We start from the raw sequence: 20,101 nt of genomic DNA on the forward strand, positions 1-20,101 counted from the left end.
ACCCCGCCGTCCCCGTATCCCGCCGGCAGTACGTCCGCTGCCCGCCGTAGTTAAGGTTGAGCATTGATCCCGTTGTCTTTCGCGCAGCGTCGGTTGTGGTTCATTCACCAGCTGGAAGGGTTGTCGTCGACGTACAACATCCCCCTGGTGCTGCGACTGACCGGTGGGCTCGACGCTCAGGCGCTGGGTGCGGCCGTCGCCGGAGTCGTGGGGCGGCACGAGAGTCTGCGGACGGTGTTCCCGGCCGTGGACGGCGTGGCCGAACAGCGCATTCTGGACGCGGCGGAGGCGGAGTTCGGCTGGGAGGTCGTCGACGCCTCGGGGTGGTCCGCGGACGCACTTGACGACGCCGTCACGAGGACGGCGTGGTACGAGTTCGACCTCGGCACCGAAATCCCGTTCCGGGCCCGCCTGTTCAGGGTCTCGGGCGACGAGCACCTGTTGGTGCTCGTGATGCATCACATCGCGTCCGACGGACTCTCGCTCGCACCGCTCCTGCGGGACATCGAGGTGGCGTACGGCGCGCGGGTCGCCGGGGAGGCGCCCGGCTGGGCGCCGCTGCCGCTGCACTACAGCGACCACACCCTCCGCCAGCGCGACAGGCTCGGGGACGAGTCCGACCCCGACAGCGCGCTCAGCCGTCACCTGCGCTACTGGGAGCAGACGCTCGCCGGCTTCGAGGGGCGCCTCGAACTCCCCACCGACCGGCCCTACCCGGCGGTGGCCGATCACCGGGGCGCCCGGCTGCCCGTCGAGTGGCCCGCGTCGCTGCAGGAACAGGTGCGGAAGGTGGCGCGGGAGAACCGGTCCACCGGCTTCATGGTGGTCTCGGCGGCTCTGGCGCTGCTCCTCTCCGAACTGAGCGGCAGCCCCGACGTGGCGTTCGGAGTCCCGACCACGGGCAGGCGCGACGCCGATCTCGCCGACCTGGTGGGCTTCTTCGCCAATACGCTGGTGCTCCGTGCCGAAATATCCGGCACCATGACGGGCCGTCAACTCCTCGGCCAGGTCCGGGAACGGGTGCTGAGCGCGTCGGCGCACCAGGACGCCCCGTTCGACGCCCTGGTCGACCTGATCAACCCCACCCGCTCGCAGACGCACCACCCCCTGGTGCAGGTGATGCTCGGCTGGCAGAACAACATCTCCGCCGAGCTGACCCTGCCGGGCGTACGGGCCGACGTCGTCCCCACCACGTCCCGCGCGGCCCGCATGGACCTGACGTTCGCCCTGCGCGAGCGGCACACCGAGTCCGGCGAGCCGGCGGGCATCGGCGGCGTGGTCGAGTACCGCACCGACGTGTACGACGCGGCGACGATCGAGTCGATGGTCGCCCGGCTGGAGCGCGTCCTCTCCGCGATGGTCGCCGACATGGACCGGCCGGTGGTCTCGATCGACGTACTGGACGACGACGAGCGCGCACACCTCGACCGCCTGGGCAACCGCGCGGCGCTCTCGGAGCCCGCCCGCGGCGCGTCGATTCCCGCGCTCTTCGCGGACCGGGCGGCGCGGACACCCGACGCCGCGGCCGTGGTGTTCCGGGGCCGCACGTGGACGTACCGGGAGCTGGACGAGGCGTCGGCGCGCCTGGCGCGGCTGCTGACCGGTCGTGGCGTGGTCGCGGGGGACACCGTCGCCCTCCTGCTCCCGCGCTCCGCCGAGACCGTGGTCGCGGTCCTCGCGGTGCTGAAGCTGGGCGCGACGTACGTGCCGATCGACGTCAAACACCCCGACGAGCGCGTGGCGTTCATCCTCGGGGACGCGGCTCCGGTCGCCGTCGTGGCCACCGCCGGCCTCGCGCACCGGATCGACGGCTTCGACGTCGCGGTGGTCGACGTCGACGACCCCGGCCTGGCGGCGCAGCCGGTCGAGGCGCTGCCTCTCCCCGACGCCGACCGGACCGCCTACATCATCTACACCTCCGGCACCACCGGTGTGCCCAAGGGCGTGGCGGTCACCCACGCGAGCGTCACCCGACTGTTCACCTCGACGGCTCCGGGGTTCGTGCCCGCCCCGGACCAGGTCTGGTCGCTCTTCCACTCGTACGCGTTCGACGTGTCGGTCTGGGAGATGTGGGGCGCGCTGCTGCACGGCGGGCGCCTCGTGGTCGTCCCCGAGGACGTGGTGCAGTCCGCCACCGACTTCCATCAGCTGCTCATCGACGAGCACGTCACCGTCCTGAGCCAGACGCCGTCCGCGTTCTACGCCCTCCAGGCGGCCGACCTGCGCCGGCGGTCCGGGGCCGGGCTCGACGCCCTGGAGGCCGTGGTCTTCGCGGGCGAGGCCCTTGAGCCGTCCAAGCTGCGGGCGTGGCTGGAGCGGCGCGAGACCTGGCCGCACCTGATCAACATGTACGGCACGACGGAGACGACCGTCCACGCGTCCTTCCGGAGCATCGTCGCCGCGGACCTGGAAAGCCACGTGAGCCCGGTGGGCGTGCCCCTCGCCGACCTGGCCTTCTTCGTTCTGGACGCGGGGCTGTGCCGGGTGCCGGTGGGCGTGGTCGGTGAGCTGTACGTGGCGGGTCCCGGGGCCGGCCTCGGCTACCTGGGCCGTGGCGGTCTGACGGCGTCGCGCTTCGTGGCGTGCCCGTTCGGTCCCGCGGGCTCGCGGATGTACCGCACGGGTGACCTGGTGCGGTGGAACCGCGCGGGCGAGCTGGAGTACGTGGGCCGCTCGGACGACCAGGTGAAGATCCGCGGCTTCCGGGTGGAGCTGGGCGAGGTCGAGGCCGCGCTTGCGGCGGTCGCCGGGGTGGAGCGTGCCGCGGTGGTGGTGCGGTCGTCCGACGCCGGGAAGCAACTGGTGGGTTACGTGGTGCCCGCCGACGCCGCCGCGGGCGTGGACGGCGCGGCGGTGCGGGGCGAGGTGGCCGGGCACCTGCCGGAGTACATGGTCCCCGCGGTGGTGATGGTCGTCGACGACCTGCGCCTCACGGTCAACGGCAAGCTGGACAAGCGGGCGCTGCCGGAGCCGGAGTTCACCGGCGGGGTGTACCGGGCGCCGTCGTCACCGGTGGAGGAGATCCTGGCCGGGATCTTCGCGCGGGTGCTGGGTCTGCCGCAGGTCGGGGTGGACGACTCGTTCTTCGACCTCGGCGGCAATTCGCTGTCGGCGATGCGGGTGATCGCCGCCGTACGGGAGTCCTTCGACGCCGACACCGGTGTCCGCGCGCTGTGGGAGGCCCCCTCGGTCGCGGGGCTCGCCCGGCTGGTGGGCGGCTCGCCCGACGGCGGTGCGGCGTGGGTTCCGGTGCCGCGTCCCGAACGGCTGCCGCTGTCGTTCGCGCAGCGCCGTCTCTGGTTCATCCACCAGTTGGAGGGAGCGTCGTCGACGTACAACATCCCCCTGGTGTCGCGGCTCACCGGTGAGCTGGACGTCCGGGCGCTCGGCGCGGCGCTCGCCGACGTGGTGGGGCGGCACGAGACCCTGCGGACGGTGTTCCCGGCCGTGGACGGCGTGCCGGAGCAGCGCGTCCTGGACCCGGCCGACGCGGACTTCGGCTGGGAGGTCGTCGACGCCACCGCGTGGCCGGAGCCCCGGACCACCGACGCCGTCGGCGAACGGGGCCGGCACACCTTCGACCTGGCCGCCGACGTCCCCTTCCGGGCGACGCTCTTCGTGGTGTCGCCCACGGAACACCGGCTGGTCCTCGTCATGCACCACATCGCCGTCGACGGATGGTCGCTGGCACCGCTGCTGCGCGACCTCTGGACCGCGTACGAGGCGCGCACCGCGGGTCAGGCACCCTCCTGGTCGCCGCTGCCCCTGCAGTACGCCGACCACACGCTCCGCCAGCACGCGCTGCTGGGCGACGAAGCCGACGCGGACAGTGTGCTCGGCCGGCAGATGCGGTATTGGGAGCAGGTGCTGCGGGAGCTTCCCAGCAGGCTGGAACTGCCCACGGACCGGCCGTATCCGGCGGAGGCCGACCAGCACGGGGGCCGCGTCGAGGTCGAACTCCCGGCGGACTTCCACGCACTGGTGCAGCGGGTCGCGCGGGAACGCGATGCCACGCCGTTCATGGTGATGTCGGCGGCGCTGTCGGTCCTGCTGTCCCGGCTGAGCGGCAGCGGTGACGTGGCGTTCGGCGTGCCGACGGCGGGCCGCGGGCGGACCGAGCTCGACGACATGGTCGGATTCTTCGTCAACACCCTGGTGCTGCGCACGCGGGTCTCCGGCGAGCAGAGCTTCACCGACCTGCTCGGGCAGGTGCGGGAGCGGAGCGTGGACGCGTTCGCGCACCAGGACGTGCCCTTCGACGCGCTCGTGGAGCGGCTCAACCCGGTCCGTACGCAGGCCCATCACCCGCTGGTCCAGGTGCTGTTCGGCTGGCAGAGCGACCCGGTCGCCGACATCTCGGTGCCGGGGCTCGGCATGGAGACGGCTTCCGTCGACATCGGGGCCGCCCGGATGGACCTGGCGTTCAGCCTCCGTGAGCGGTTCACCGACAGCGGCCGCCCCGGCGGGATCAGCGGAATCGTCGAGTTCCGGACCGACCTCTTCGACGCCGGGACCGTGGAACGCATGACGGCGCGCTGGCAGCGCCTGCTGACCGCCATGGCGGCGGAGCCGGACCGTCCGCTGGCCTCGCTCGACGTGCTGGACGACGGCGAGCGGGCGCAGCTGGACGTGTGGGGCAACCGGGCGGTCCTTTCGGAGCCGTTCGACGCCGTGTCGGTGCCCGAGCTGTTCGCCCGGCAGGTGGCGCGGACACCGGACGCCGTGGCGATGGTGTACGAGGGACGGTCCTGGACGTACCGCGAACTGGGCGAGGACGCGTCCAGGCTGGCGCACCTGCTGGCCGGACGCGGGGTGCGCGCCGGGGACACGGTGGCGTTGCTGCTGCCGCGTTCGGAGCACACCGTGACCGCGGTGCTCGCGGTGCTGCAGCTCGGCGCCGCCTATGTGCCGATCGACGTGAACCACCCCGACGAGCGCGTGGCGTTCGTCCTCGAGGACGCCGAGCCGGTGGCGGTCGTCACCCTCCGCGAGCTCGCGGACCGCCTCGACGCGGACCGGGTGACGGTCGTGGACGTCGAGGACCCGGCCCTCGCCCGGCAGTCCACCGCCGCCCTGCCGTACCCCGCCGCGGACCAGGCCGCCTACGTCATCTACACCTCGGGAACGACCGGCACCCCCAAGGGCGTCGCGGTCACCCACCGGGGCATCGCCGACCTGATCGCCACGCACGTCCAGCGCCTGGCCGCGTCCGGCGCCCCGGGAACCGCTCCCGTCGAGCCGCACGATCACGTGTGGACGCTGTTCCACTCCTACGCCTTCGACTTCGCGGTGTGGGAGATGTGCGGCGCGCTGCTGCACGGCGGGCGCCTGGTCGTGGTCCCCGAGGAGGTCGTGTACTCGCCCTTCGACTTCCGCGATCTGCTCGTCGCCGAACAGGTGACGGTCCTGACACAGACGCCGTCCGCGCTGGCACGTCTGTCCCCGGAGGGCCTGACCTCGATCGCGGTCCTCCTGGTCGGCGGCGAGGCCTGCCCGCCGGAGCTGACCGAGCGCTGGGCCCCGGGACGGGCCATGATCAACGCCTACGGCCCGACGGAGTGCACCGTCTACGCGTCGATGAGCAAGCCGCTGGCCGCCGACGGGGTGGTGCCGATCGGCGCCGCCGGTTCGGGCACCGCGCTGTTCGTTCTGGACGGCGGGCTGCGCCGGGTGCCGGTGGGCGTCGCCGGTGAGCTGTACGTCGCGGGACGGGGTGTCGCGCGGGGCTATGTGCGCCGGCCGGGCCTGACGGCATCGCGGTTCGTGGCCAACCCGTACGGGCCCGCGGGCTCGCGGATGTACCGCACCGGCGACCTGGTGCGCTGGAACCCCGAAGGGGAGCTGGAGTACGTCGGGCGCGCCGACGACCAGGTGAAGATCCGGGGGTATCGGGTCGAGACCGGTGAGATCGAGTCGGTGCTGCGAGCCGCACCCGGAGTGGGGCAGGCCGCGGTCGTCGTCCGCGAGGACCGGCCGGGACACAAACAGCTGGTCGGCTACGTCGTCGCCGACGGAGCGGGCGAGCTGGACGGTGCCCGGCTGCGCCGCCTGACGGGCGAGTGGCTGCCCGAGTACATGGTGCCGACGGCGGTCGTGGTGGTGGACGCGCTGCCCATGACCGGCAACGGAAAGCTGGACAAGAGCGCCCTGCCGGCGCCCGAGCACGGGGACACGGAGGGCTATCGGGCCCCGGCCACCGAGGCCGAGAAGAGCCTGGCAGCCATCTACGCGCGCGTGCTCGGCGTCGAACGGGTCAGCGTGGACGACTCGTTCTTCGACCTCGGCGGCGACAGCATCTCCTCCATGCAGGTGGTCTCCCGCGCCAGGGAAGCCGGTCTGCACTGCAAGCCCCGCGACATCCTGGTCGAGCAGACCGTGGCGCGCGTGGCCCGCGTCCTCGAACTGTCGGGCCCGGCCGGGCCGCGCCTCGGCCCGGACGACGAGACCGGCCCCGTCACGGCGACGCCGATCATCAGGTGGCTCGACTCCCTGGAGACGTCGACCGCCGCGTTCAACCAGACCATGCTGTTCCAGGCGCCGCCGCAGGCGGAGCACCGCGACGTCGTCGCGCTGCTGCAGGCTCTGCTCGACCGGCACGCGATGCTCCGGCTGCGCAGGGAGGACGGACGGCCCGGCGAGCCGTGCGCCCTCACGGTCCCGCCCGCGGGCTCGGTCGACGCCGCCGACCGCGTCACCGTCGTCGACGAGCTGACCGAGGCCTCCTTCACCGCCGCGCTGCGCGGGCTCGACCCGCACCGCGGAGCCGTGGTGCAGGCCATCTGGGCCGCCCCGTCCTGTCAACTCCTCCTGGTCGTCCACCACTTGGCGGTCGACGCCGTCTCCTGGGGCATCATCCAGCGGGACATCGCGGCGATCTGGCGTGACCTCGGCGAGGGCCGGGACATCGCCCCGGCCACCGGCGGCACCTCGTTCCGGCGCTGGGCCACGGCGCTGGCGGAGTACGCCACCACCCCGGAGGTCACCGACCGGCTGCCGGACTGGCAGCGCATCGAAGCGGCCGCCGCCCTGCTGCCCGAACCGCAGCCGGACGCCGACACCTGGTCCGACGTGGAGCAGCTGTCGGTCTCGGTCGACGCCGCGCTGACGGACGTACTGGTGACCGAGGCGACCGCGGCCCTGCACGTCAATGTCCAGGAGCTGCTGCTCATCGCGCTGGGCGCGGCCCTGGCCCAGCAGCACCAGCACTTCGGCACTCCCTTGCGCATCGACGTGGAGGGCCACGGGCGCCGCGACGAGGTCGGCGCCGGGACCGATCTGACAAACACCGTCGGATGGTTCACCGCGAAGTACCCGGTCGCGCTGACCGCGGCACCGCTGGACAGGGACACGGTCCTGGCCGGCGGCCCGGCCCTCGGCGCCTGGGTCAAGGACGCCAAGGAACAGCTGCGCGCCGTCCCGGACGGAATCACGTACGGCCTGCTCAAGTACCTCCATGACGGTGCGGACCTGCCCGGCGCCGATCCCGCGGTCGGCTTCAACTACCTGGGCCGCCGCGGCACGCCGCAGAACGGCGAGCGCGACGGCGACTGGCGGATCCTCGGACCGGCCGAATCACCGGACGCCCGGCGCTTCGGCTCCCGGCCGATGCTGCTGCCGCACACGCTCGACATCAACGCGGCCGTGCTCGGCAGCGGTGCGCGGTCCGAACTCCACGCGACCTGGAGCTGGGCCGGTGCGCGCGTCGACCGCTCCTACATCACCGAACTGCAGGCGCGCTGGCAGGACGTTCTCGTCGGGATCGCCGCGTACGTGAAGAACGGCGGCGGCGGACTCACGCCCTCCGACGTGCTGCCCGCGGCCGTCACCCAGCGACAGATCGACCGGCTCGCGCAGACCGTGGAACCGGCCGACCTCCTCCCGCTGACCCCGCTCCAGACCGGCCTGCTCTTCCACCGCCGCTCCGACAGCGCCGAGCCCACCGAGCTGTACACCGTGCAGCTGGGCATCGAGATCACCGGCGCGCTGGATGCGCCGCGTCTGCGCGAGGCGGTGCGCACCGTGGTCGCGCGCCACCCCAACCTGGTGGCCCGGTTCGTCTCCGACCGGCTGACCGAGCCGGTCCAGATCATTCCGAAGCGGCCCGACGTGCCGTGGACCTTCATCGACGGCGCCTGCGAGGGCGGCGACGAACAAGCCCTCCTTGACGCCGAGTTGGCTTCGTGCAGCAACCTCGCGGACGAGCCGCCGCTGCGTGTCCTGCTGCGCCGGACGGGACCGGACCGGCACGATCTTGTGCTCTCCGTCCACCACATCGTGGTGGACGGCTGGTCGATCCAGATCCTGCTCCGCGAGATCTTCGCCGTCTACCGCGAGGAGCCCCTGGCGCCCGCCCCCGCCTTCCGCGGCTACGTCGAGTGGCTGTCCGCGCAGGACTGGGCCGCCGCCCGGCAGCACTGGCAGCACCTGCTCGCGGGCCTGGAGGCGCCGACCCTCGTCGACCCGGTCGACCGCTCCGGCCCCGCCGCGCGGGCGCTGCTGCGAGCGGACCTTCCGGCCGGCGTCACCCGCGCCGTGGAGCGACTGGCCCGCGCGCAGAACACGACGGTGAACATCGTGCTGCAGGCCGCCTGGGCGAGCCTGCTCGGCACGCTGACCGGCAGCCAGGACGTCGTCTTCGGCACCACGGTCTCGGGCCGCCCGGCCGATCTGCCCGGCAGCGAGTCGGCCGTGGGCATGTTCATCAACACGGTCCCGGTACGGGCCCGGACGGACGTCGGGACGACCGCGGCCGAGCTGATCGCCATGCTGCGGGACGCCCATCACGACGGCCTGGACCACCAGTTCATGGCGCTGGCCGACATCCAGCGCGCCGCCGGTCACCAGCAGCTCTTCGACGCGATCTTCGTGTACGAGAACTATCCGCTGAAGGCCTCCGGCGGCCGGCTCGACAGCGACGGTCTTGGCGTCCGGATCGCCTCCAGCCGTGAGTTCACGCACTATCCGATCGCCCTGCAGGCCTGGCCCGGCCGACAGGTGAGGCTCCGCCTGGAGTACCGCACCGACGTCTTCGACGAGCGGACGGCCGCACGGCTCCTGGCCCGCCTCGAAAAGCTGGTCACCGCCATGGCCGCCGACGCCGACCGCCCGATGGCGACGGTCGACGTGCTCGACGGCGACGAGCTGGCTCAGCTGGACGCGTGGGGCAACCGGCCGGTCCTTGCGGCGCGGGCCGACGCGGTGTCGGTGCCCGCCCTCTTCGCCGAGCAGGTGCGGCAGCGGCCGGACGACGTCGCGGTGGTGTTCGAGGGCCGGTCGTGGACGTACCACGAACTGGACGGGGCCTCGACGGAGCTGGCCCGCCTGCTGGCCGGTCGCGGCGTGGGCACGGGCGACGTCGTCGCGCTGCTGCTGCCGCGCTCGGAACACACCGTGACGGCCGTTCTCGCGGTACTGAAGCTGGGCGCGGCCTATCTGCCCATCGACGTGAACACCCCTGACGAGCGACTGGCGTTCGTCCTGCGGGACGCCGGGCCGAGGGCGGCCGTGACGACAGCGGCGCTGTCGCAGCGGCTGCGCGGGCACGACGTCACGGTGGTGGACGTCACGGAACCGGCGCACGCCGACGCTCTCCCGCCCGCCGACGCTCTCCCGGCCCCCGACGCCGACCGGATCGCCTACCTCATCTACACCTCCGGAACCACCGGTGTCCCCAAGGGGGTGGCCGTCACCCACGCCAACGTGACGCAGCTGTTCACCACGTCCTCACGGACGTCCGAGCTGGCTCCCGGACAGGTGTGGTCGCTGTTCCACTCCTACGTGTTCGACGTGTCGGTGTGGGAGATGTGGGGCGCGCTGCTGCACGGCGGCCGCCTGGTCATCGCCTCCGAGGACGCCGTCCGCTCCGCCCCGGACTTCCACGACCTGCTAGAAAAGGAGCGCGTCACGGTCCTGACCCAGACGCCCTCCGCCCTGGGCCGGTTGTCGCCGCGGGGCCTCGACACCGTACGGACGGTCTTCGTGGGGGGCGAGGCGTGCCCGGCCGAACTGGTCGACCGCTGGGCCCCCGGCCGAGAGATGGTCAACGCCTACGGTCCGACCGAGGGCACCGTCTACGCCGCGATGAGCGCGCCCATGCGGCCCGGCAACGGCGCCCCGATCGGCTCCCCGGTGCCGGGCGACGCGCTGTTCGTCCTCGACGCGGGGCTGCGCCGGGTGCCGGTGGGTGTCGTCGGCGAGCTGTACATCGCCGGTCGGGGCGTGGCACGGGGCTATGTGCGCCGTCCCGGTCTGACGGCTTCGCGGTTCGTGGCGTGCCCGTTCGGTCCCGCGGGTTCGCGGATGTACCGCACCGGTGACCTGGTGCGCTGGAACCCCGAAGGGGAGCTGGAGTACCTCGGGCGCTCGGACGACCAGGTGAAGATCCGCGGCTTCCGGGTCGAGCTGGGCGAGGTCGAGGCCGCGCTGGCCGCCGTGGCCGGGGTGGGGCACGCCGTCGTGGTGGCGCGGGACACCGACGCCGGTCGGCAGGTGGTGGGTTACGCCGTGCCCGCCGACGCCACCGTGGGTGTGGACGGTGCGACGGTACGGGCCGAGGTGGCCGCGCGGCTGCCGGAGTACATGGTCCCGGCCGTCGTGGTGGTCATCGACGAGCTGCCGCTCACCGTCAACGGCAAGCTGGACAAGCGCGCCCTGCCCGACCCGGAGTTCTCCGGCGGTGTGCACCGCGCCCCCTCCTCGCCGGTCGAGGAGATCCTCTGCGGCATCTTCGCGCGGGTCCTCGACCTGCCGCGGGTCGGCGTGGACGACTCCTTCTTCGACCTGGGCGGCAACTCGCTGTCCGCGATGCGGGTCGTCGCGGCCGTACGGGAGTCCTTCGACACCGAGATCGGCGTGCGCGCCCTCATGGACGCGTCGTCGGTGGCGGGTCTGGCCCGTCTGGTGGGTGACCCGTCGGGCGAGGGCCGGGCCTGGGAGCCCGTCGTGCGCCCGGAGCGGCTGCCGCTGTCGTTCGCGCAGCGCAGGCTGTGGTTCATCCACCAGTTGGAGGGGCTGTCGGCGACCTACAACATCCCGCTGGTGCTGCGGCTCACCGGTTCGCTCGACGCCGGGGCACTCGCCGCGGCGGTCGCCGACGTCGTGGCCCGGCACGAGAGCCTGCGCACGGTGTTCCCGGCCGTGGACGGCGTGCCGGAGCAGTGCGTCCTCGACGCGTCCCTGGCGCACTTCGCCTGTGCCGTCAGCGACGCGACGGGCTGGACCGAGCAGCGGCTGGACGACGAGGTCGCCACGGTCACCCGGCACGCCTTCGACCTGGCCACCGAGATCCCCTTCCGCGCACGGCTCTTCAAGGTCTCGGCCACGGAACACCGCCTCGCCCTGGTGGTGCACCACATCGCGGGCGACGGATCGTCCCTGGCACCGCTGGTCCGTGACCTGCTCACCGCGTACCGGGCCCGCGGCGCGGCGGCGGCGCCCGCCTGGCAGCCGCTGCCGGTGCAGTACGCCGACTTCACGCTGTGGCAGCACCGGCTCCTCGGCGACGAAGCCGATCCCGACACCCCGCTCGGCCGCCAGGCGGCGTTCTGGGAGCAGGAGCTCGCCGGGTTCGAAGGCCTCCTCGAACTGCCGACCGACCGGCCCTATCCGGCGGTCGCCGACCACCGGGGCGGCCAGGTCCTCGTCGAGTGGCCCGCGGAACTGCAGGAACTCGTCGCGCGCAGGGCGCGGGAGCACAACGCGACGACGTTCATGGTGATGTCGGCGGCGCTCTCGGTGCTGCTCTCGCGGCTGAGCGGCAGCGCGGACGTCGCGTTCGGTGTGCCCACGGCAGGCCGGGGGCGCACCGAGTTCGACGACATGGTCGGGTTCTTCGTCAACACCCTGGTGCTGCGCACCCAGGTGTCCGGCGAGATGAACTTCGCCGACCTGCTCGGGCAGGTGCGGGAGCGCAGTCTGGACGCCTTCGCCCACCAGGACGTGCCCTTCGACGCGCTGGTGGACCGCCTCAACCCGGTCCGCACCCAGGCCCACCACCCGCTGATCCAGGCGCTGTTCGCCTGGCAGAACGTCACCCTGCCCGACCTGTCCCTGCCCGGCCTCGACATCTCCCCGCTGCGCGCGGACACCCTGACCGCCCGCATGGACCTGACCTTCAGCCTCCGCGAGCGGACCGACGGCTCCGGCCGTCCGGCGGGCATCGGCGGTGTGGTCGAGTACCGCACCGACGTGTACGACGCGGAGACGGTCGAACGCCTCGTGGCCCGCTGGCAGCGGCTGCTCACGTCGCTGCTCGCCGACGTGGCACGCCCGGTGCTCTCGTTCGACCTCCTGGACGAGCGGGAGCTGGCGCACCTCGACGTCCTGGGGCAGCGGCCGGTGCTGAACGAACCGGCCGCCGACCCCTCGATTCCCCGGCTCTTCGCCGAGCAGGTCCGTCGGCGGCCCGACCAGGTGGCCCTGGTCTTCGAGGGCAGGTCGTGGACGTACCGGGAGCTCGACGACGCCTCGACGAGGCTGGCGCACCTGCTGGCCGGTCGCGGTGTGCGTACGGGCGACGCCGTCGCGCTGCTGCTGCCGCGCTCGCACCACACGGTGACGGCGATCCTGGCGCTGCTGAAGCTGGGCGCCGCGTACGTGCCGATCGACGCCAAACACCCCGACGAGCGCGTGCGGTTCGTCCTCGGTGACGCCTCGCCCGCCGCGGTCCTGACCACGGCCCGCCTCGCGCACCGCGTCGCAGCGCACGGCGTCCCGGTCGTGGACGTCGAGGACCCCGGAACGGCCGTACAGCCGACCGAGGCGCTCCCGCTGCCGGACGCCGGCCTGCTCGCCTACATCACCTACACCTCCGGAACGACCGGCGTGCCCAAGGGCGTCGGCATCACCCACGCGAACGTCACGCAGATGTACGCACCCTCACCACGGTCCTTCAAGCCCACCCCGGACCAGGTGTGGTCGCTGTTCCACTCGTACGTGTTCGACGTGTCGGTGTGGGAGATGTGGGGCGCCCTGCTGCACGGCGGCCGCCTCGTCGTCGTGCCCGAGCACGCCGTGCACTCCGCCGACGACTTCCACCGGTTGCTCGTCGACGAACAGGTCACCACGGTCAACCAGACTCCGTCGGCGCTCGACATGCTCTCGCCCGAGGGCCTCGACCGGGTGCACACCGTCTTCGTGGGCGGCGAGGCGTGTTCCGCCTCGCTGGTCGAACGCTGGGCCCCCGGCAGGAACATGATCAACGGCTACGGGGAGACGGAGACGTTCTACGCCTCCATGAGCGGACCCATGAAGCCCGGCACGGGAGCGGCCCCGATCGGTACGCCGGTACCGGGTGACGCGCTGTTCGTCCTTGACGCGGGGCTGCGGCGGATACCGGTCGGTGTCGTCGGTGAGCTGTACGTGGCGGGCCGCAGCGTCGGCCGCGGCTATGTGGGCCGTCCCGGTCTGACGGCGTCGCGGTTCGTGGCGTGTCCGTTCGGTCCCGCGGGTTCGCGGATGTACCGCACCGGTGACCTGGTGCGCTGGAACTCCGAAGGGGAGCTGGAGTTCGTCGGGCGCTCGGACGACCAGGTGAAGATCCGCGGCTTCAGGGTCGAGCTGGGCGAGGTGGAAGCCGCGCTGGCGGCGGTGGACGGGGTGGAGCGTGCGGTGGTGACCGTGCGGGCCACCGAATCCGGCAAGCAGCTCGTGGGCTACGTCGTGCCCGCCGACCCGGCCGCACGCGTCGACGGCGGCGCGGTGCGGGGCGAACTCGCCGTCAGGCTGCCCGAGTACATGGTCCCGGCCGCGGTCATGGTCATCGACGAGCTGCCCCTGACCGTCAACGGCAAGCTGGACAAGCGGGCGCTGCCGGAACCGGAGTTCACCGGCGGTGTCTTCCGGGCACCGTCGTCGCCGGTGGAGGAGATCCTCGCGGAGGTCTTCGCCCGGGTCCTCGAAGTGCCGCGGGTCGGGGTCGACGACTCCTTCTTCGACCTGGGCGGCAGCTCGCTGTCCGCGATGCGGGTCGTCGCGGCCGTACGGGAGTCCTTCGACACCGAGATCGGCGTGCGTGCCCTGATGGAGGCGCCGACCGTGCGAGGCCTCAGCAGGCAGCTCTACGCCTGGTCCGCGTCGGACGAGATGCCCCAGGTGGTGAAGTTGCGCCAGGGCACCGGCCGTCCGCTCTTCTGCATCCACCCCGGCGGTGGCGTCAGCTGGGCCTACCGGGCGCTGGGCAGCGCCGTGCACCGCCCGATCGTCGGCATCCAGCAGACCGTCGACGACGGCGAACGCCCGCGCACGGTCCGCGAGATGGCCGAGCAGTACGCCGACCTCGTGCAGGCCGCCCAGCCCGACGGGCCCTACGACCTGCTCGGCTGGTCCTTCGGCGGTGTCGTCGCACACCAGCTGGCCACCGTGCTGGAGCGCAGGGGAGCGCGGGTGCGGCGCCTGGTGCTCCTCGACGCGGCCCTGGTGGAATCCGGCACGACCCGCTCACCGGACGAGGAATTCGACGAGATCGACGTACTGCGGTACTTCGTCTCCAAGAACGTCGACCTGCCGGCGCCGCCCGAACTGGCCTCCCAGGAAGAGCTGGTGGAATGGATCGAAAGCCATTCCTCCCTCGGCGCGGCCATTCCGCCGGCCTGGATGATCAGCCATGTCGTGCACAACCTCCGCTTCAACTCGGAACTCTGGCACGACCACACACCGGACGTGTTCAGCGGCGCCGCCGTGGTCTTCCAGGCCATGGGGAAGGAACTCGACCCGGGCTACTCACGTGACTGGACGCGCTTCGTCGGCGGTCCGGTCACCGAGATCGCGGTGGAATGCGAACACAACGACATATTGAGTCCCGACGTGGTGGACACCTATGGCGACCGGCTGCACGCAGAACTGGAAGGTGGCGATGATGACCAAGCCCGGTGAATTTCCCTATGAGGCCGGAATCCATCCCAAGGGATATACGTCCCGGCCGTGGACGATCCGGCAGTTGGCCGGTCTCGGCGACGGAATGGACACCAACAAGCGTTTCCACTACCTCCTCGACCGCGGGGAGACGGGGCTCTCCCTCGCCTTCGACCTCCCCACGCAGTTGGGTCTCGACCCGGACGACCCGACGGCCGTGGGCGAGGTCGGCCGGGCCGGCGTGTCCGTGGCCACCGTCGACGACCTGGCGGCGGTGTTCGAGGGCATTCCGCTGGACCAGGTGTCGGTCTCGTTCACCATCAACGCGACCGCGCCGATGATCCTCGCCCTGTGGGTCGTGGTCGCCGAGGAATCGGGTGTCGACCCCGCGCTGCTGCGGGGCACGCTGCAGAACGAGATGCTCAAGGAGCACGCCGCCCGCAAGGCGTTCGTGTTCGACCTGGACGACAGCTTCCGCTTCTCCCTCGACGTCATCGAGTACTGCGTACGCCATCTGCCCAAGGTCAACCCCGTGTCGATCTCGGGCGGGCACGCCCGGGAAGCCGGTGCGAGCCGGTCGATGGAGGTGGCGCTCGGCATCGCCGACGCGGAGACGTATCTCCAGGGCATGCTGGAGCGCGGATTCACTGTCGACGAAGTGGCGCCGCGGCTCAGCTTCATCTTCGGCACGCACATGGAGGTCCTCGCCGAGGCGGCGAAGTTCCGGGTGCTGCGCAGGATGTACGCCACCCGCATGGTGGAGCTCTTCGGCGCGGCCAACGAGAAGTCGACCCGCATGCGCATCCAGGTCAACACCTTCGGCTCCGCCCTGGCCGCGACCGAACCGCTCAACAACATCGCGCGCACCACCGTCCAGGCCATGGCGGCCGTCCTCGGCGGGGTCCAGTCGCTGCACGTCTGCGGCTTCGACGAGGCCGCCCAGACCCCGGGCCAGCTGTCGGCGCGCGTCGCGCTGCGGGTCCAGCAGATCCTCCTGAAGGAGACCGATCTGGCCCGGTACGTCGACCCGCTCGGCGGTTCCGACGTGATCGCCGGCATCGCCGACGAGATCGAGGCGGAGGCCAGGGGCTGGCTCGACGACATCGAGGCCCGCGGCGGACTGCTGAGCTGTCTGCGCAGCGGCTGGCTGGAGTCGCGCATCGACGACATGGCCTACGCCGGGGGCGGCCCCGCGGTCGGTGTCGTCGACGCCGAGGAGTCCGAGGAGGAGGACTGGCTCACCGAACGGCAACTGCGGTCCGGAGTCGTGCCGGGGCGCCGCCGCCCCTTCGAGCGCAGGAACTGCGACGCCGAGCTGCGCGCCCTGACGGAGGACGTCGCGGCCGGCCGCAACGTCATGGAGTCGATGATCGCGGCGGCCCGGGCGCGGGCCAGCATCGGCCAGATGCAACAAGCCGTCGCGGCGGGCCTCGACGCGCCGCCGCACGCCTGACCGGCACGGCGGCACGAGTTTTTCCCTTCGGGCCCGCACCCGTCCACGTACGCATCGCACGTGGACGTACCGGCGCCCGGCACCCGAGTGGATAGCGAAGAAACATGAACAAGCAGCAGCTGACCGACACCGTCATCACCTTCTGGGAGCGGGCCACCGGCGAGGAGGGCCTCACGCCCGAGGACAACTTCTTCGACCTGGGCGGCGAGTCCCTCGTGGCCGCGAAGATCCTCGCCCTGGTCGAGCGGGAGTACGGCCTGGAAGCGGAACTGCACCTGATATTCGACAACCCCACCATCGAAGAGTTCGTGGACGCGGTCGACGAGGAGCTGTCCGCCAAGGCGCGCCAGGGGACGAGCGCATGACCACGCACACATGGACGTCGTTGTGGGGCGGCCCGGCGAACCCGGAGTGCTTCCTGACGACCTTTGTCCGCCACGTCACCGACCACCCGGAACGCGAGGCGGTGATCGACGCCGACCGCTCCTACACGTACGCGGAACTGGCGGCCTGGGCGCAGGCCGTCTCGGCCGACCTGGCCGCGGCCGGAGTGGGCGTGGGCGACCGGGTCGCGGTGTCCAGGCCGCGCGGCGCGGGCGCCGTCGCCGCACTGTTCGCGGTGATGCTGCGCGGAGCCACGTACGTCCCGCTGGATCCCGAATACCCCGTCGAACGCCTGCAGTTCATGATCGACGACTGTGAGCCGCGCGCCGTCATCACCACCGAGGACACCCGCGTGCGCTACGGCGGCCCGCGGGTGGACGTCGGTCGGGCACCCGCCGTGCCCGCATCCCTTGACCTGCGTCCGGTCGACTGCGACCCCGAGCTGGCCGCGTACGTCATCTACACCTCCGGGTCGACGGGCTGGCCCAAGGGCGTGGCCCTGAGCCACCGCTGCATCGACGCGATGGTCGAGTGGCAGGCGTCCCATTCCCCGCGCCCCGACCTGCGCACCGCACAGTTCGCCCCGCTGAACTTCGACGTCTCGTTCCAGGAGATCCTGGGCACGCTGTGCGGCGGCGGCACGCTGGCGGTCATGCCGGAGGAGCTGCGCCGCGAGCCGTCGCGGCTGCTGCGCTGGCTGGCCGAGCACCGGGTCGAGCGGCTGTTCCTGCCGTTCGTCGCCCTGCAGATGCTTGCCGTGACGGCGCGGGCCGACACGCTGGCCGAGCTGCGTCTTGTCGAGGTGAACACCGCCGGTGAGCAGGTCGTCTGCTCGGAGGACATCCGGGCGATGTTCGCCGCGCTGCCCGGCTGCCGACTGGTCAACCACTACGGACAGAGCGAGTCCGCCATGGTGACCTCGCACGTCCTGGGGCCCGACCCGTACGCGTGGCCCCATCTGCCGCCGATCGGCGTCCCCCTGCCGGGTTGCGAACTGCTCATCGACCCGGAGTCCGCGGAGACGCCCCGCATCGGCGAGCTCCTGGTGACGGGGCACCCGCTGTCCGAGGGGTATCTGGGCAGGCCGGAGCTGACGGCCGAGCGCTACGTCACCATCGCGCCCTCACCGGCCGGGCACACCCGGGCCTTCCGCACCGGCGACCTGGTGGAACTCACCGACGACGGCGTGCGCTTCCTCTCCCGCGTGGACAGCCAGATCAAGATCCGCGGAATCCGCGTGGACCTCCTGGAAGTCGACGCACAGCTGCTCGCGGACCCCGACATCGCCGCGGCCGCGACCGCCATGGTGGCCACCAAGTCCGGCCACGCCAGCCTGCGCGCCGCGGTCGTCCTGCGCGAGGGCTGCACCGGGCCGGTCGAGGCCGCCGCGCTGGAGCGGCTGCGCAAGGTGCTGCCGGAGGTCTCGGTGCCGGTCTCGGTGACGGAGCTGCCCGAACTGCCGAGGACTCCCAGCGGGAAGATCGACCGGGAGACCGTCGTCGCGCTGATCAACGAGGACCGCGCCAGGCGCCGACGCGACCGGGGCGGCCGCGCATGACGACGATCCTGCACGACAGGCCCGCGGACGCCGGCCAGTACGCGCTGTGGGCGGAAGCCACGATCGACCCGTCGATCAGCGGCGGCGGCTACTTCGTGGTGACCTTCCGCGGCGCGGTCGACCCGCGCCACCTGGAAGCCGCCGCACGGCTCGTGCTGCACCGCCACGAACCCCTGCGGTCGGTACTGCGCCTGGTCGAGGGGCAGTTGCGCCAGTGTGTCCTGCCCGCCCAGGAGGCCCTCTCCTTCGCGCACGGCGACCTGCCGTGCGAGGAGGGCGCCGAGCGCGCGGCGGTCCGGGCCTGGCGCGAACTGCCCGAACAGCACCGCCACTGGGACCTGGCCACCGAGGCACCCATCCGCTTCCGGCTCCTCACGCACGCCGCCGACCGCTGCTCGGTCGTGTTCGAGGCCCACCACGCCGGGTTCGACGGGCGGAGCAAGTTCATCGTGGCCCGCGACTTCTCCTCCTGCCTGGGGGAGCTGCGAGCGGGCAGGGCGGTGGACCCGACGCCGCTGGCCGCGCCCGACACACCGGTGGCCCCCCGCGAAGTGACGGAGGAGGCCGTCGAGTTCTGGCGCACCGCCGTCGACAGGGCGACGCCGATGGCACTGCCCGAAGGCGGACGCCTGGGTCAGCGGACGGTCACCGCCTCGCCGACGATCGAACTCGACCCGTCCGCGGTCGCCACCCTTCGTACGAAGGCGCGGGCGCTCAAGGTGAGCACCTTCACCATGCTCCTGGCGGCGCTCACCCGCCAACTGGCGGTCTACGACAACACCGACCCGCTCCTCGCCCTGGCCTCCGACGTCAGTGACGAGCACACCGGCCACGTCGCCGGGCTCCAGATCAACGTGGTCCCCGTGGCCCTGCGGATCGCCCGGGGCGCGTCGACCAAACAGTCGGTGGACACCGCGCGCCGGGCCCTCGCGCAACTGGCGCGCTACCGCCGCGTCCCCTTCGTCGACCTGGTCGCCGGTGTGCCCGGCAAACCGATGGCCCGGCTCAGCACCGAGCTCGGCCTGTCCTTCCCCCGCCCCCCGGCCGGGCTCGACCTGGACATCCCGGGCCTGCGCTCCGCCTGGGACTTCTTCACGCCGAACACCAACGCGGCCCTGGCCAGGACGCTGCAGATCCGGGCGGACTGGCCGCGGTGCCGGGTGCGCCTCGACTACCGCAAGGACCTCATGGGGACGGCGGAGGCCGAACAGCTCCTGGCCGACTTCCGCACCGCCGTCAGCGACCTCGCCGAGGACCGCACGGCCTCCTCGGTCAGCCCGGCGCGCGCCGACCGCCCGGAGCCCGCCACCGGCGGAACCCCGTACCTGTGCGGAGACCTCCGCGCGGGGACCGTACGGGACGAGGACGCCCCCCACCCGCCCGGCCTGGCGCCCGTGGACGGTGTCGCGTTCACGGTGCACGGCCGGTCGGGGCAGCCGCTGCCGCGCTCCATCGCGGGGACAGTGCGGGCCCTGTTGCCCGACGGCCGGGAGGTCCCGACCGACGACTGCGGGTACGTCGCCGCCGACGGCCGGGTGCGCCTCCTCGGGCCGCGGGACGGCCGGTGGATCCGCACCCGCAGCCTGATCGACGCCTCCGCCGTCGCCCGCGTCGCCCGCACCCACCCCTGGGTCCGGGAGGCGGAGGTACGCCTGGAGAAGGCCCGGACGGAGACCGCGGTACTCACCGTGACCGGGCCCGCCCGGGACGCTCCGAGCGCGCGCGACATCCGCGCCCACCTGCGCACCTGGCTGCACGGCAGCGATCTGCCCGGGCGCATCAGGATCACCGTTTCCGACCACCCCACCAGCACCGCACCCGACCTCGGCACCGACGCTGAGACTCAAGAAGGATGA

5 protein-coding genes are annotated in these 20,101 nt (G+C 72.4%); all 5 read left to right on the forward strand.

Annotated features, from left to right (window positions below):
- Positions 1-63: 63 nt before the first annotated feature.
- The 5 genes from ACZ69I_RS19300 to ACZ69I_RS19320 all read left to right on the forward strand — a co-directional run bounded on the left by ACZ69I_RS19300 (position 64) and on the right by ACZ69I_RS19320 (position 20,101).
- The gene (locus tag ACZ69I_RS19300; RefSeq protein WP_470833435.1) at positions 64-14,871 is read left to right on the forward strand and encodes a non-ribosomal peptide synthetase; all 14,808 of its coding nucleotides are present in this window, start codon (positions 64-66) and stop codon (positions 14,869-14,871) included.
- Positions 14,816-16,303 (forward strand): methylmalonyl-CoA mutase family protein, encoded by a 1,488-nt coding sequence (locus ACZ69I_RS19305; protein ID WP_470833437.1) that lies wholly within the window; start codon positions 14,816-14,818, stop codon positions 16,301-16,303. Before ACZ69I_RS19300 ends, ACZ69I_RS19305 begins: the two co-directional genes overlap by 56 nt.
- Positions 16,304-16,407: 104 nt before the next feature.
- The gene (locus tag ACZ69I_RS19310) at positions 16,408-16,668 is read left to right on the forward strand and encodes an acyl carrier protein (protein WP_467676551.1); all 261 of its coding nucleotides are present in this window, start codon (positions 16,408-16,410) and stop codon (positions 16,666-16,668) included.
- Positions 16,665-18,245, forward strand: coding sequence for an amino acid adenylation domain-containing protein (locus ACZ69I_RS19315; RefSeq protein WP_470833439.1), 1,581 nt, complete (start codon positions 16,665-16,667; stop codon positions 18,243-18,245). Before ACZ69I_RS19310 ends, ACZ69I_RS19315 begins: the two co-directional genes overlap by 4 nt.
- Positions 18,242-20,101 carry a condensation domain-containing protein gene (locus ACZ69I_RS19320; RefSeq protein WP_470833441.1) on the forward strand — a complete coding sequence of 620 codons (1,860 nt, stop codon included), beginning with the start codon at positions 18,242-18,244 and terminating at the stop codon, positions 20,099-20,101. Before ACZ69I_RS19315 ends, ACZ69I_RS19320 begins: the two co-directional genes overlap by 4 nt.

Source organism: Streptomyces sp. NPDC036815 (assembly GCF_055609205.1).